Origin of the sequence: Mycobacterium interjectum (assembly GCF_900078675.2) — a bacterium.
Taxonomy (GTDB): Bacteria; Actinomycetota; Actinomycetes; order Mycobacteriales; family Mycobacteriaceae; genus Mycobacterium; species Mycobacterium interjectum.
Window position 1 is genome coordinate 2,789,633 of sequence record NZ_LT546237.1, and the last position, 13,740, is coordinate 2,803,372.

11 protein-coding genes and 2 pseudogenes are annotated in these 13,740 nt (G+C 68.7%); 8 read left to right on the forward strand and 5 right to left on the reverse strand.

Annotated features, from left to right (window positions below; translation table 11 throughout):
* Positions 1–58: 58 nt before the first annotated feature.
* From BN4348_RS62885 to BN4348_RS47800, 3 genes and pseudogenes are all read right to left on the reverse strand, one after another.
* Positions 59–712: pseudogene (locus BN4348_RS62885) on the reverse strand (ATP-binding protein); the annotation flags it as partial.
* Positions 684–1,206: pseudogene (locus BN4348_RS62890) on the reverse strand (AAA family ATPase); the annotation flags it as partial. The pseudogenes BN4348_RS62890 and BN4348_RS62885, both read right to left, overlap by 29 nt.
* Positions 1,203–2,342, reverse strand: coding sequence for a metallophosphoesterase family protein (locus BN4348_RS47800; RefSeq protein ID WP_066914724.1), 1,140 nt, complete (start codon positions 2,340–2,342; stop codon positions 1,203–1,205). The gene BN4348_RS47800 and the pseudogene BN4348_RS62890, both read right to left, overlap by 4 nt.
* A 224-nt stretch (positions 2,343–2,566) precedes the next feature.
* Between BN4348_RS47800 and BN4348_RS47805 the strand changes: the two genes are divergently transcribed.
* Together BN4348_RS47805 and BN4348_RS47810 are read left to right on the forward strand one after the other, a co-directional pair.
* Positions 2,567–3,928: a PE domain-containing protein gene (locus BN4348_RS47805; RefSeq protein WP_235852778.1), complete on the forward strand. Its 1,362-nt coding sequence runs from the start codon at positions 2,567–2,569 to the stop codon at positions 3,926–3,928.
* A 5-nt stretch (positions 3,929–3,933) separates the two neighbouring features.
* Positions 3,934–4,443: a SixA phosphatase family protein gene (locus BN4348_RS47810; protein ID WP_066914970.1), complete on the forward strand. Its 510-nt coding sequence runs from the start codon at positions 3,934–3,936 to the stop codon at positions 4,441–4,443.
* On the opposite strand, the gene BN4348_RS47815 is transcribed toward BN4348_RS47810, so the two are convergent.
* Positions 4,440–4,982, reverse strand: coding sequence for a DUF3558 domain-containing protein (locus BN4348_RS47815; protein ID WP_066914726.1), 543 nt, complete (start codon positions 4,980–4,982; stop codon positions 4,440–4,442). The two genes, BN4348_RS47810 and BN4348_RS47815, sit on opposite strands and share 4 nt — an antisense overlap.
* Positions 4,979–5,542 carry a DUF3558 domain-containing protein gene (locus BN4348_RS47820; protein WP_096866173.1) on the reverse strand — a complete coding sequence of 188 codons (564 nt, stop codon included), beginning with the start codon at positions 5,540–5,542 and terminating at the stop codon, positions 4,979–4,981. Before BN4348_RS47820 ends, BN4348_RS47815 begins: the two co-directional genes overlap by 4 nt.
* A 110-nt stretch (positions 5,543–5,652) precedes the next feature.
* Here BN4348_RS47820 and BN4348_RS47825 point away from each other — a divergent pair, with 110 nt between their 5' ends.
* The 6 genes from BN4348_RS47825 to BN4348_RS47850 all read left to right on the forward strand — a co-directional run bounded on the left by BN4348_RS47825 (position 5,653) and on the right by BN4348_RS47850 (position 13,739).
* Positions 5,653–7,386, forward strand: coding sequence for an ABC transporter ATP-binding protein (locus BN4348_RS47825; RefSeq protein WP_066914975.1), 1,734 nt, complete (start codon positions 5,653–5,655; stop codon positions 7,384–7,386).
* Complete coding sequence (locus BN4348_RS47830) at positions 7,383–9,260, forward strand: ABC transporter ATP-binding protein (protein WP_066914727.1); 1,878 nt, start codon at positions 7,383–7,385, stop codon at positions 9,258–9,260. Before BN4348_RS47825 ends, BN4348_RS47830 begins: the two co-directional genes overlap by 4 nt.
* Before the next feature lie 94 nt (positions 9,261–9,354).
* Positions 9,355–9,642 carry a DUF732 domain-containing protein gene (locus BN4348_RS47835; RefSeq protein ID WP_084454323.1) on the forward strand — a complete coding sequence of 96 codons (288 nt, stop codon included), beginning with the start codon at positions 9,355–9,357 and terminating at the stop codon, positions 9,640–9,642.
* Between the two features lie 169 nt (positions 9,643–9,811).
* Positions 9,812–10,510: a cysteine peptidase family C39 domain-containing protein gene (locus BN4348_RS47840; RefSeq protein WP_066914729.1), complete on the forward strand. Its 699-nt coding sequence runs from the start codon at positions 9,812–9,814 to the stop codon at positions 10,508–10,510.
* A gap of 143 nt (positions 10,511–10,653) precedes the next feature.
* Positions 10,654–11,832, forward strand: coding sequence for a BTAD domain-containing putative transcriptional regulator (locus BN4348_RS47845; RefSeq protein ID WP_235852779.1), 1,179 nt, complete (start codon positions 10,654–10,656; stop codon positions 11,830–11,832).
* Positions 11,833–12,014: 182 nt separating this feature from the next.
* Entirely contained in the window at positions 12,015–13,739 is a 1,725-nt protein-coding gene (locus BN4348_RS47850; protein WP_066914977.1) for a serine/threonine-protein kinase, read from the forward strand.
* The last annotated feature ends 1 nt before the right edge of the window (position 13,740 follow it).

Consider the following 13,740-nt stretch of genomic DNA (forward strand, 5'->3'; position numbering starts at 1 on the left):
ATCAGTCCGCCACGCTTCCCGGTGACACCTTCAGAGAAATACCGTCGAGCGCTACATGCTAAACGTTGAGGTCGATGCGGTGCGCGCCGGTGACGCCGTCGTACCGGTTCGGGCTGCACGTCAGCACGATCACCTGTCCGCGGGCGCCCACCGTGTCGAACACCCACCCCATCCTGGCCATCCGGTCCGGGTCGGTGAAGCCCAGCGCGTCGTCGACCACCACCGGAACGCTGTCCTCCTTGGCAACCAGGGCCGCGCCGGCCAGCCGCGCCAGGATGCCGAGTTGCTCCTTGGCCCCGCCCGACAGCGAGTCGTAGGGCACCGTGACCCCGTCCAGCGTGCGGCTGCGGATGCACAGGTCGCTGCCGATGTCGACCTCGAAGGTGGGGCCGAACACCGGGCGGCCGAGCCGCTGCAGTTCGGCGCGGTACGGCTCGACGTAGCGCTGCCGAGTGGTGTCGCGGTGCCGAGTCATCACCGAGCGGAGCAGCTGCGCGGCCCGGGCACGGCTGCCGACGCGGGCGTGCTCGCCCGCCGCGTGCTCGCGTTCGATCCGCGCGGCATCCAACTTGCCCTGGCGGCCCTCGGTGCCGAATACCGAGAGCTCGATGCCGATTTCGCGCAACGCAGTCGCGGCATCCTCGTAGCGGTCGTCCAGCGACTTCGATTCCGCTGTGGCGGCCGCCANAGCAACGGCTCGGTGCCCTGTAGCGCGGCGGCATCACCGGCCGCGACGTCGAGCGCACGCGACAGCGCGTCGCATCCGGACAGATCCACCGCGGCCGTCGACGTCGCCTGCAGTACCCGCTGGGCGTGCCACAGGTCGTTGTCCACCGTCTCGGCCAGCATCGCGCGGACCCGTTCGTGGGCCTCGTCGCCAGTCAGCTGTTCGCGGTGCGGCGCGAGCACCGTCAGCTCCGTCTCGCATTTCTTGTGGAACCGTTTGCGGTAGACGAAACGGTAGGGGCCGCAACTGATTTCGGCGCTGACCTCGGAACCCACGTCGCTGTGGGTCGGCTTGACCTGCTTGACTTCCTTCTTGGTGGAGCGGTCCCGCGATTCCAGGAGCAAGTCCAGCGCCTCGATCATCGACGTCTTGCCGATCTCGTTGGCGCCGCTGACCACCACCACGCCGTGGTCGGGGAATTCGATTTCGCGGTGCGCGATGCCGCGGTAGTTCGTCAGGGCGAGGCGGTGCAGCTTCACGCGGCCCCCCGATCGGCGAGGCGCAGCAGCAGCGCCAGCGCGGCCTGCGCGTCGGCGGCGGACTCGGCGTCGCCCTCCCGCGCGGTTGCCACCAGCTCCTCGACGGCCGCGGCGGCGAACCCGCCGATGCCGAGGTCGGTGAACTCGCCGTCGGCGGGCACGACCGCCAGGTCGGTGTGGCTGTCCCAGGTGCGCAGGTCGGCGAACAGCCGCGCGTAGCGGTCCAGGCACGCGTCGAGCGCGGCGCGGTCGGTGACCGTCAGCGAACCCGTCAACGCCAACCGCACCACGGTCCGGTCCTTCTCGGTCATGAGATCGAGGTTCATGTCGAGGTCGGCGATGTCGCGGCTGGTGTCGACCTGACGATGGAGGGTGACGAACCGCCAGCGCCCGACGTGCCGGGGTTGCACCGTGACGGCGTCGTCGTCAACGTCGACGACGAGCACGTGACCGGGGTCGGATTCAACGTCGTCGAAGTTGGTGACTTCCGGTGAGCCCGAGTACCAGACCCGCCCGCTGTCGCCGACCTCGGTGAGCGAATGCTTGTCCCCCAGCGCCACATAGTGGATCGCGCCGCGGGCCAGGGCGTCGTCGAGTTTGGCGAGCCGGATCAGCGAGGGCTTGTCGCGGTCGGGGTCCAGGACGTCGACGCCGCCGTGGGCGACGAGGATCCGGGTGGCGGAGCGCGGGGTGAGGCCGTCGAGGACCTCGGCGACCAGGTCGGTGGTCGGGGCCTTGGAGCGCCACGGCGCGGCGACGATCTCGAGCCCCGGCCTGACTTCGTGGACGCCGGCCCGGTCGAGCACGGTGACGTTGTCGGGACGTTCGGCGGTGAACAGCGCGCCGGTGTACACCGACGCCGCGTCGAGCGGATCGTGGTTGCCCGGCAGCAGGTACACCGGAATCCCGATGGCGCGCATGGCTTCCAGCGACTGCCCGATCACCTGCGGGGCCAACTGGTTGTGTTCGAAGACGTCGCCGGCGACCACGACGAACTCGGCGCCCACCTCCGCGGCCAGCGCGCCCAGGCCGGCCACCGCGTCCCGGCGGGCGGCCGAATACCGGGGTTGCGCGTCGCCGGCGAGAAAGTGCCGGGTCATGCCCAACTGCCAGTCGGCGGTGTGCAGGAATCGCATGGCGGCAACCTCGGATCGCGTGGCTATCAGGGCACCGCGAAGTCTAGGTCTGGGCGCCGACAAGACGCGGGACCTTGCCCGGCAGGTCCGTGGTGTGCCGCGCAACGCCGGCCACGGGCGGCGAGAACGGCTCTGATTCCGAATCTCGCATTACGAACCGCGCCGGGTCCGACCTCGTTTAGCATTTCTCCACCGAGAAATGGGAGCCGCCGATGCCGTCGTCAGTGATCGCAGCACCTGGGGCTCTGGCGGCGGCGGCTCCCTCGACGACGGGCATTGCCGCGGCGGCCGGCGACGAGGTTTCGGCGGCCGTCGCGAGTCTGTTCGGCGACTTCGCCGAAGAATTTCATGCGCTGACCGCGCGGACGACGCTGTTTCATGCCCAGTTTGCGGGTACGTTGAACGCCGCGGGAGCCACCTACGCCGCCGGCGAGCTCACGAATGTGTCGCTGCTGATCAAGGGGCTGGAGCAGCAGTTCTTCGACGTGGGTTTCTTCTCACCGTTCACCTACCTGACCGGGCACCCGCTCTTCGGTGAAGGCGCCGTCGGCCCCGCCGTCACCGGGACCACCGGCCCCGGACAGCTCGGCAGGCTGCTCACCGGCTTCTTCAACGGGACTCTCGCGAGCCAGAGCGGCGGCGTGTATCAGGGGACGGGAACCCCCGGCCCGGTGACCGGGGTCCGGGAGGGCTTCTCCTACCTCAACCTTGCCGTCGGTCCCAACGGCTACGACGCGCCCGCGCGCTGGTACTTCCCGACGCAGGCGGACGGGTCGGTGAATGCCCGCGGTGTGATCTATCTGCAGCACGGCTTCCTGGGAACGGGTGGCTGGTACGGCAGCCTGGCCACCGCCCTTGCGTACGGCACCGACAGCATCGTGGTCGTCCCGACCGTGTCGTCGATTCCGTTGCCGATGGGTGCCTGGCTGGGCGGCACCCAGATGCAGCAGGCGGTGGGCTCGCTGTTCCTGGGCAACGAGACCGCGCTGAACCTCAGCGCAAACCAGGCCGGTTACCACGGCACGTTGCCACAAAACTTCGTGATCACCGGGCATTCCGCCGGCGGCGGCCTGGCCACGCTCGCCGCCGGCGATTACATCGCGGACCTCGGGACCAACACCGCCAACAACCACCTTCTCGGCGTGATCATGTTCGACGGCGTGGCAAACGACTCCTCGGCGTTCGCGGCGGCGATCGCCAACCTGAAGACGTTGAACATCCCCGACTATGTGGTGGCCTCGCCGCCGCAGGCGTGGAACGCCTTCGGCGCCACCACGAATGAACTGGTGAGCCTGTACCCGGGGCACTTCACCGGGGTGGAGCTGGTCAACGGCTCTCATGTCGACTCGCTGCTGGGCAACAAGCCCGTCATCGACTTCGTCTCGCAGCTGTTCACCTCCTTCTCCCCGGGCGGCGACACCCAGGCCGTGTACACCCTGTCCACGGGCTGGATCAACGACATCTACGCCGGGCATGGCCCGCTCAGCCCGCTCTACGGCCTCTACGGGACCACCGGCGGCTACGTGCCCCCCGGTGGCCAGCAGATCATCCTGGGCCCGGCCACCGGGATCGTGCTGCCGGTGTGAACCCGATGAATGGGCGACACACCTTGCTGCTGATGCGGCACGCGAAATCGGACTATCCGGCCGGGGTCGCCGACCACGACCGGCCGTTGGCGCCGCGCGGCATCAGGGAGGCCGGCCTGGCCGGAGATTGGCTGCGCGCCAACGTGTCTCCCGTCGACGCCGTGCTGTGCTCCACCGCGACGCGGGCGCGCCAGACCCTGGAAAACACCCGCGTCGCCGCCCCCGCGCGCTACAGCGAGCGGCTCTACGGCGCCGCCCCGGGGACGGTGATCGAGGAGATCAACGCGACGGCCGAGGACATCGGCACGCTGCTGGTCGTGGGTCACGAACCGACGACTTCGGCGCTGGCGCTCCTTTTGGCCGACGACGGCGGCACGGACGACGCTGTCGTGGAACGTATTTCAACGAAATTCCCGACGTCGGCGATCGCGGTGCTCGACGTGCCCTGCGCGTGGGCGGAACTGGAACCGGGCCGCGCCGCGCTGACGGGCTTCGAAGTTCCGCGCCAGACCTAAGAGTTCGTCGCGAGCGTAAGCTCCATCAGCTTGATGGCCTGCCCGCAGGCGTCGATGCCGGGTGCCTGGGGGTTGACCCACCAGCCCACCACGCCGGCCGCGTTGCTGGCCACGCCGCAGGCGCCGTTCGGGTCGTCCGGGCGCATCACGATCGACTCGATGCCCGCGATCGAACGGTTCTCCACCTTGTACTTCAGGAAGTCGGCCACCTTGCGCTCGTTGCCCAGGCTGCCCTGCTCGAACCAGAACCGCGTGATGTCGATCAGGCCGGCCGGGTTGGCGGCCTGCCACCGGCAGATCGCCCCGACGAAGGTGCTTTGGATGTCGAGCGGATCGGCGCCCACGGTCTTGGCCAGGATGTCGGTGGTCAACACCTCACATTCCTTGAGCAGGTTCGGATACTGCTGCTGGGAGTTGTTGTTGCGGGGAACGTTGCCACCCGCCTTCACGGCGTTGCCCCCGATGGACCTCGAACAGCCCGTCAGGACCAACAGCGCAGCGAGCAGCACGGCCGCGCCGGCACGGGCGGATCTGATCATTTCGAGTTCGCAATCGATTGACGGGCCAGTTCCTTGGCTATGTCGCAGGGCGGCGGGAACGGCTTCTGGCTGAAGCTGACCGACCATTCGATGAAGTCGTCGGCGAACTGGATGCCCACCTCGCACAGCGAGTCGCCCAGGTTGGGCTCGTTGCCCACGGCGATGAAGCCGCCGTGACCGTTGATGTTGATGTCGTCGACGCTGGCGCGCGACAGCTCCTCGGTTTTGCGCTCGCGTCCGATCGGGCTGCCGCGATACCAGGAGAAGGAAAAGTGCGGGCCCAGAATGCCGCCGCCGGCTAACCACTGACACCCCACCGAGTTCCGGGCGGTGTTCACCAGCCCCGTCACCTTGGTCAGGTCCGACACCGTCTGGTCGCTGATGCCGCCGCATTGCGGGAACATCGGCCCGTGGTGACCCTCCGCGCCGCCGGGCGTCGACGAAGCCGTCGCTGCAGGCTTGTTGTCGGAACCCGAGCAGCCCGCGACGGTCGGGATCAAGATCGTCAGAGCCGACGCCGCTAGAGCCAGCGCCCTCGCGCCTCGCCTACTGCTGGTCACACGATGCACTGTAGCGGCAGCCGGGGGGTCAACCGCGGACGCGGCGCGTGAGCAGGCATTTCAACGCGGTGGTCACGACCGCGGCGCCGGGCGTGTGCGACAGTTACGAAATGCTCCTGGCACTGCTGCGCCAGTACATCCGGCCGTACCGCCGGCTGGTTGCGGTGCTGATGACGCTCCAGCTGACCAGTACCCTGGCGTCGCTGTACCTGCCGACGGTCAACGCCGCGATCATCGACGAGGGCGTGGCCAAGGGCGACGCGGACACGATCGTGCGGCTCGGCATGGTCATGCTCGCGGTCACCGGATTCCAGGTGCTGTGCGCCGTCGGCGCCGTCTACTTCGGCTCGCGGACCGGAATGGGCTTCGGGCGCGACCTGCGCCGGGCGATCTTCGAACACGTCACGACCTTCTCCGAGCGTGAGACCGCCCGGTTCGGCGCGCCCACCCTCCTGACGCGCGGCACCAACGACGTCCGGCAGATCCAATACCTGGTCCAGATCTCCGGCACCGTCCTGATCACCGCGCCGATCATGTGCGCCGGCGGCATCGTCATGGCCATCCACCAGGAGGCCGCGCTGACCTGGCTGCTGCTGGTCAGCGTGCCGATCATGGCCGTGGCCAACTACCTGATCATGTCCCGCATGCTGCCGCTGCTGCGCCGGATGCAGGGACTGATCGACGGGATCAACCGGGTGCTGCGTGACCAGCTGTCCGGTGTCCGGGTGGTCCGGGCGTTCGCGCGCGAGGGATTCGAGCGCGACCGGTTCGGGCGCGCCAACGCCGCGCTCTCGAACACGGCGCTGACGACGGGCAATCTGCAGGCGCTGATGCTGCCGGTGACCACGCTGACCATCAACGTGTCCAGCGTGGCGCTGATCTGGTTCGGTGGGCTGCGCATCGATCGGGGCCAGATGCAGGTCGGCTCGCTGACCGCCTTCCTGGCCTACTTCACCCAGATCCTGATGGCGGTCCTGATGGCGACGATGACGCTTGTGGTGCTGCCCCGCGCGTCGGTGTGCGCCGAACGGATCACCGAGGTGCTCTCGACCCGCGCCGCGGTGCAGAACCCGCCGGATCCCAGGTTCCCGCCGGGCGGAATCACCGGCCTCGTGCGGCTGGACGGCGCGAGCTTCAGCTACCCGGGCGCCGACCGCCCAGTGCTGCAAGACATTTCGCTGACGGCAAGGCCCGGCACCACCACCGCGATCGTCGGCAGCACCGGTTCGGGCAAGTCGACGCTGGTGTCACTGATCTGCCGGCTCTACGACGTGACTTCCGGCGCAGTCCTCATCGACGACGTCGACGTCCGCGATTACCACACCGAGCGGCTGTGGTCGGCGATCGGGCTGGTGCCCCAGCGCGGCTACCTGTTCACGGGCACCGTCGCGGACAATCTCCGCTACGGCAAGGCCGACGCCACGGAGCAGGAGATGTGGGAAGCCTTGCGGGTGGCCGACGCCGACGGGTTCGTGCGGGCCCATGACGACGGGCTGCACATGCGGGTGGGCCAGGGCGGGATCAACTTTTCGGGCGGCCAACGGCAGCGGCTGGCGATCGCGCGGGCGGTGATCCGCCGGCCCGCCATCTATCTGTTCGACGACTCGTTCGGGGCGCTCGACGTGCACACCGACGCGCGGGTACGCGCGTCGCTGGCCCAGACCTCCGGCGGTGCCACGATCATCGTTGTGACGCAGCGCGTTTCGACCGCCGCGCAGGCCGAGCAGGTGATCGTCGTCGACGGCGGGAAGCTGGTGGGTGCGGGCACGCACGAATCGCTGCTGGCCGATTGCCCCACCTACGCCGAATTCGCCGACTCCCAGTCGGTGGGCGCCTTGCAATGACCGTGGCGCCCGTGGCACCGACGGCGGGGCGATCCCGCGACTTCTGGGGATCGGCGGTCCGGCTGGTGAAACAGCTTGCGCCGCAACGAAGTCTGAGCATCGCGGTGATCACGCTGGGCGTCACGGGCACGGTGGTGGGGGTCGTCGTTCCGCGGATCCTCGGCCACGCCACCGATCTGCTGTTCAACGGCGTCATCGGCCGGCGGCTTCCCGCGGGAATCACCAAGGCACAGGCCGTCGCCGCGGCGCGGGCCCGCGGCGACAAGGCGTTCGCCGACCTGCTGTCCGGGATGAACGTGGTGCCCGGCCGGGGCGTGGACTTCGGCGCCGTGGGCAGGACCCTGGCGCTGGCGCTGGCGCTGTATATCATTGCCGCGCTGCTGATCTGGGCGCAGGCCCGGCTGCTCAACCTCACCGTGCAGCGCACCATGGTCGCGCTGCGTCGCGACGTCGAGGACAAGATTCACCGGCTACCGCTGTCCTACTTCGACGGGCGCCAGCGGGGCGAGCTGTTGAGCCGGGTGACCAACGACATCGACAACGTCCAGTCGTCGCTGTCGATGACCATCAGCCAGCTGGTGACGGCGATGCTGACGGTGGTGGCCGTGCTGGCGATGATGGTGTCCATCTCGCCGCCGCTGGCCCTGATCACGCTGCTGGCGGTGCCCGTGTCGCTGCTGGCGACGCGCGCGATCGCGCGGCGCTCGCAGCGCCTGTTCGTGGCGCAGTGGAGAAGCACCGGACGCCTCAACGCCCACATCGAGGAGACCTACAGCGGGTTCACGGTGGTCAGGACGTTCGGCCACCAGGCCGCGGCGCGCGAACAGTTCCGCCGCTATAACGACGACGTGTACCGGGCCAGTTTCGGCGCCCAGTTCTTCTCCGGGCTGGTGGCGCCGGCGACGACCTTCGTCGGCAACATCGGCTACGTCGCCGTCGCCGTGGTCGGGGGCCTGCAGGTGGCGACCGGGCAGATCACGCTCGGCAGCATCCAGGCCTTCATCCAATACGTCCGGCAGTTCAACGCGCCGGTGGGCCAGGTGGCCGGCATGTACAACACGCTGCAATCCGGGGTAGCCAGCGCCGAGCGGGTGTTCGGCCTGCTCGACGAGCCCGAGGAGCCAGCCGCCCCCGAGCGGGCCTTGCCGCGGTCCAACGGCGGCCGCGTCGAGTTCGAGCGGGTGAACTTCGCCTACCGGCCGGGCACGTCGGTGATCCACGACCTGTCGCTGGTGGCCGAACCCGGCAGCACCGTGGCGATCGTCGGACCGACCGGGGCGGGCAAAACCACCATGGTGAACCTGCTGATGCGGTACTACGACGTCGATTCTGGCCGAATCCTGATCGACGGCGCCGACATCACCACCGTGAGCAGGCAGTCGCTGCGCTCGCGGATCGGCATGGTGCTGCAGGACACCTGGCTGTTCGACGGGACGATCGCGGACAACATCGCCTACGGGCGTCCGGGGGCCACCGACGACGAGGTGGTCGCAGCCGCCAGGGCGGCCTACGTCGACCGGTTCGTGCACACGCTGCCGGCGGGCTACCAGACCCGCATCAGCGGGGAGGGCGCCAACATCAGCGCCGGCGAGAAGCAACTCATCACCATCGCCCGCGCCTTCCTGGCCCGCCCGCAGCTGCTGATCCTCGACGAGGCGACCAGCTCGGTCGACACCCGCACCGAGGCCCTCGTGCAGCGCGCCATGCGCGAACTCCGCCGGGACCGAACGAGTTTCATTATCGCGCATCGCCTTTCGACGATCCGGGATGCCGACCGCATCTTGGTCGTCCAGGACGGCCGCATCGTAGAACACGGCAGCCACGCCCAGCTGCTGGCTCGGCGCGGCGCGTACTACGCGATGACGCGGGCTTAGCCACCCGCGAGCCACCAAGAATTCGTTCAGGATCCCCCAAGGGGCGGCCCCAAGGCTGAGCGCAGCCAAGGCCGAACCCGAAAGGACCACAATGATGTTCACACCCCGCATCACTGCAGCCGTTGCCACCGCTCTGGGCACCGCCGCCGTCGGGCTCGCCGTCGCGACCGCCGGCGCCGCCGGGGCAACCCCCTTCAGCGCGAACCAGGACGCCATCCAGACGGGCCACCAGGTGTGCAGCGAGCTGGCCGCCGGCAAGAGCAAGGCGGCCGTCGCGCTCATGCTGACGACCCAGGCGAGGATGTCTCCCCGGCAGGCGGGTTACTTCGTGGCCGCCGCGACGAAGTTCTACTGCCCGCAATTCGCCGGTCAGGCGACCTAGCAATCACCCACCGCGACGGGGGATTCCGAGGACGGGATCCCCCGTCCGCCGCTGCAGAGGGGTGGGGCGGGCGTTCCAAGAATTCGTGGAGATACCGACAAGGTCGGCGTCGGAGCCTTTTCTCAACTGCCCCGCACAACGCGAAGAGAACGACCAGGAGGGACACACCATGAAGGCCACCAGGATCGCCGCCGTCGCCAGGACCGTCACCTTTGCGGTGTTCGCCGGCGCGGTCGCGTTCGGCGTGGCCGCCCCGGCCAACGCGGCGTCGGAACTGATGTACGGCGACCCGGTTGCCGCAGCCGAGTACTGGCACGAGCAGCGCTACGACGACTGCGTCCTGATGTCGAGCGCCGACGTCATCGGCCAGCTCACCGGCGAGGCGCCCTCGGAGCAGGCCATCATCGCGAAGGCCCACTCGACCCCCAGCGTCGTGCACGCGGGCCCGATCTACACCAAGCCGGCCGATCCGGACAACCCCAATTCCGGCGACGGCGCCAGCCTGGCGGACGTCCCGGCGCTGCTCGCCCAATACCACGTCACCGCCGTCGTGATGGACCGGGACGACACCGCCAGAAGCGGCATCCGCCCGGGCATCGCGGGGCTCAAGCAGGCGCTGGGCGGCGGCCACAAGGTGATCGTCAGCCTCAACGGCGAACTCATCTGGCACCAGCCCGTCGAGGAGAAGGACAAGAACGGCAACCCGCTGTCCGACCACGCGGTGGTGGTGACCGGCGTCGACGCCACAAACGGCATCGTTCACCTCAACGACAGCGGCACCTCCGACGGCCGCGACGAGCAGGTTCCCCTGCAGCTCTTCATCCAGTCCTGGGAGACCAGCGACGAGCTGATGGTCGTCACCCTCTGACGCGTGTTTCGCTGCACCGTAATCTGATTCGCGCAGGCCATCCGAGATGTCGTTGCCGGGGACCGCATTTGCGCAACGCGAGCGTTCCCCGGGTTGTTACCGAATTGGCCAAGTTGGTATCACAATCACTACAAGGCACCTCAATGACACGCGAGAGGGTGTTACGCGCGATGGTGGACAAACGCCTCGAGTTCGGCCTGCTGGGAACGCTGGAAATGAGCGTGGACGGCGCCCTGGTGCCGCCGGGCACCCCCAAGCAGCGGGCCGTTTTGGCCTTGCTGCTGATGAACCGCAACAGCCCGGTGGGCGTCGACCGGCTCACCACGGCTCTCTGGGAGGAGTCGCCGCCGTCGGGGGCCAGGGCCAGCATCCACTCCTACGTGTCCAACCTGCGGAAGCTCCTCGGCGGCTTCGGGGTGGACTCGCGGGTGGTATTGGCCGCGGCGCCCCCGGGCTACCGCCTCAGCATCCCCGACGACGCTTGCGACATCGGGCGATTCATCGCCGAGAAGACCGCGGGCGTGCAGGCCGCCGCCGGCGGCCGGTTCGAACAAGCCAGCAAGCACCTTTCCGCGGCGCTGGCGGAATGGCGCGGGCAGGTGCTCGAGGACCTGCGCGACTTTCAGTTCGTCGACACCTTCGCCACCTCCCTGGTCGAGGAGAAGATCCTCGTCCACACCGCGAAGGCCGAGGCCGAAATCGCTTGCGGACGCGCGTCTGCCGTGATCACCGAACTCGAAGCCTTGACCGCGGAGCATCCCTACCGCGAACCGCTGTGGGCGCAGCTGATCACGGCCTACTACCTCACCGACCGCCAATCCGACGCCTTGGCGGCCTACCGCCGCGTGAAGGAAACGCTCGCCGAGGACCTCGGCATCGACCCGGGCCACAACCTGCGCGAACTCAACGACCGGATCCTGCGCCAGGAACCCTTGGACGTCAAAAAGACCGCCGTGACCACCGCCGCCGTGACGCTCACGGTCATGGACCAGTACACGAAGGTGTCCGAACGCGATGCCGTCGCGTACCTGCGCGAGGACTCCGGCGAGCGCTACCCACTGGACGAGGCCACGACCCGCATCGGGCGTCTCAGCGACAACGACATCGTCCTGGCCACCCCCAAGGTCAGCCGCTACCACGCCATGATCGTCGACACGGGAAGCAGCTTCGTCATCAACGACCTGCGCTCGTCGAACGGCGTACACGTGCAGCACGAGCGGATCCGCAGGGCGACGCCGCTGCACGACGGCGATCACGTCCGCATCGGTGAGCACGAGTTCACGTTCGAGATTGCGGCGGAGAACAAGGCGGGTAGCGAATAAAACCTCAAGCGCGCCAGGATCATCGGGCGCGGCTCGCCGGTCGCCACGAACTAGTTGAGAATCTGTTCCTCGAGGCATGGGACGCCGGCAAGGAGCTGATGGTCGTCACCACCAAAAGCGTCGACCGGGGGCCCGCGCCGGTGTTGATATGGTCGGCGGGTCTGGGTTGGTTGGGAGGATCGATGAGCGGGGCGCCGGGCTCGCGTTCGGGGTCGAGGTTCGGACCCTACGAGCTCAAGCGGGCCCTTGGCCACGGCGGGATGGGCGAGGTCTACGAGGCCGAACACACCGTGAAGGGCTGGACGGTGGCGCTCAAGCTGATGTCGGAATCCGTCAGCAAGGATCCGGTGTTTCGCGAGCGGATGCGGCGCGAGGCCCGCATCACTGGCCGCTTGCAGGAACCCCACGTGGTGCCCATCCACGACTACGGCGAAATCGACGGGCAGATGTTTCTGGAGATGCGCCTCATCGAGGGCACCGACCTGGATTCGTTGCTCAAACGGTTCGGCCCGCTGAGCCCGCCGCGCGCGGTGGCCATCATCACCCAGATCGCCTCGGCGCTGGACGCCGCCCACGCCGCCGGGGTGATGCACCGCGACGTCAAACCGCCCAACATCCTGGTCACCCGCGACGACTTCGCCTACCTGGTCGACTTCGGCATCGCCAGCGCGACCACCGACGAGAAGCTCACCCAGCTCGGCACCGCGGTGGGCACCTGGAAATACATGGCCCCCGAGCGTTTTTCGAACGACGAGGTGGATAACCGCGCCGACATCTACTCCCTGGCGTGCGTGCTCTACGAATGCTTGACGGGTTCCCCGCCGTACCCGTCCGACAGCGCCGGGGTACTGGTGAGCGCCCACCTGCTGGAGCCCATCCCGCAGCCCAGCGCCACACGGTCGGGCATTCCCCGGGCGTTCGACGCCGTGATCGCGCGCGGCATGGCCAAAAAGCCGCACGACCGCTACGCCAGCGCCGGTGACCTGGCGCGCGCCGCCCACGACGCCCTCACCGATCCGGAGCAGACCCAGGCCGTCGACATCCTGCGCCACAGCGAGCAATCCACTTCGCCCGTGCTGAAAGGCGGCGTCGGCCCCGTGCAGCGAGCCGCCCGCGCGCCGGCCGATCCGGCGGGATCCGGGCGGATACCGCAGCCCGTGCACCACGCGGGCCCGCCGCCACCGAATCTTCAGGCTTACCAAGGCCCTTTGGGCGGCCCGCCGCCGCAGTTCGCCGGCCCTGTGCCGTGGGGCCCCGGGCATCCGCCGGCGCCACCGCGCCGGCGCAACCCGTGGGTGTTCGTCGCGGCGGCCGCCACCGTCGTGGTCCTCGTCGCCGTGGCCGTCGGCATCTCCATGGCCGTCGGAAACGACGACAGCGAAACCCCCACCGCGGCCACCACCACGACGGCGTCCACCCGCAGCACCGCGAGGACCACACCTCGTACGACCTCGGCGTCGCCTTCCACGCCGCCGCCCGGCGCCACCAACCGGCTGCTGAGCCTGCTGCCCGCCGGGTATCCGGCCGGCACGTGCGCGCCAGACCCCGAACCGATGCCGGGCGCGATCGTATCCGTGTCGTGCGGGCCCAACACCGACACCAACGGCCCCACAATCTCGGCCTACGCGCTGTTCTCGGACCTGCAAGCGGTGCAGCAGGCGTTCAACCGGTACACCGGAACCGACACGCTCGTTAAGTGCCCGGGTGACAAGGCCTCACCCGGCACCTGGTGGCACAACAAAGACCCGAACACCATCCTCGGTCAAATCGCCTGCGGGACCTATACGGGCGATGAACCGAAGGTGATGTGGACGAACCAGCAAACCATGGTGTTCGCCGTCGTCGGGGGAAATGCGCAGGGGCCGAACCTGGATCAGCTGTACAAGTGGTGGGCGTCGCACTCGTAAC

What these genes read in the sequence shown, in the direction of transcription:
- BN4348_RS47845 (WP_235852779.1), top strand. Translation starts at nt 10,654, where the DNA reads ATGACACGCGAGAGGGTGTTACGCGCGATGGTGGACAAACGCCTCGAG.
- BN4348_RS47830 (WP_066914727.1), top strand. Translation starts at nt 7,383, where the DNA reads ATGACCGTGGCGCCCGTGGCACCGACGGCGGGGCGATCCCGCGACTTC.
- BN4348_RS47800 (WP_066914724.1), bottom strand. Translation starts at nt 2,342, where the DNA reads ATGCGATTCCTGCACACCGCCGACTGGCAGTTGGGCATGACCCGGCAC.
- BN4348_RS47840 (WP_066914729.1), top strand. Translation starts at nt 9,812, where the DNA reads ATGAAGGCCACCAGGATCGCCGCCGTCGCCAGGACCGTCACCTTTGCG.
- BN4348_RS47850 (WP_066914977.1), top strand. Translation starts at nt 12,015, where the DNA reads ATGAGCGGGGCGCCGGGCTCGCGTTCGGGGTCGAGGTTCGGACCCTAC.
- BN4348_RS47825 (WP_066914975.1), top strand. Translation starts at nt 5,653, where the DNA reads ATGCTCCTGGCACTGCTGCGCCAGTACATCCGGCCGTACCGCCGGCTG.
- BN4348_RS47835 (WP_084454323.1), top strand. Translation starts at nt 9,355, where the DNA reads ATGTTCACACCCCGCATCACTGCAGCCGTTGCCACCGCTCTGGGCACC.
- BN4348_RS47815 (WP_066914726.1), bottom strand. Translation starts at nt 4,982, where the DNA reads ATGATCAGATCCGCCCGTGCCGGCGCGGCCGTGCTGCTCGCTGCGCTG.
- BN4348_RS47810 (WP_066914970.1), top strand. Translation starts at nt 3,934, where the DNA reads ATGAATGGGCGACACACCTTGCTGCTGATGCGGCACGCGAAATCGGAC.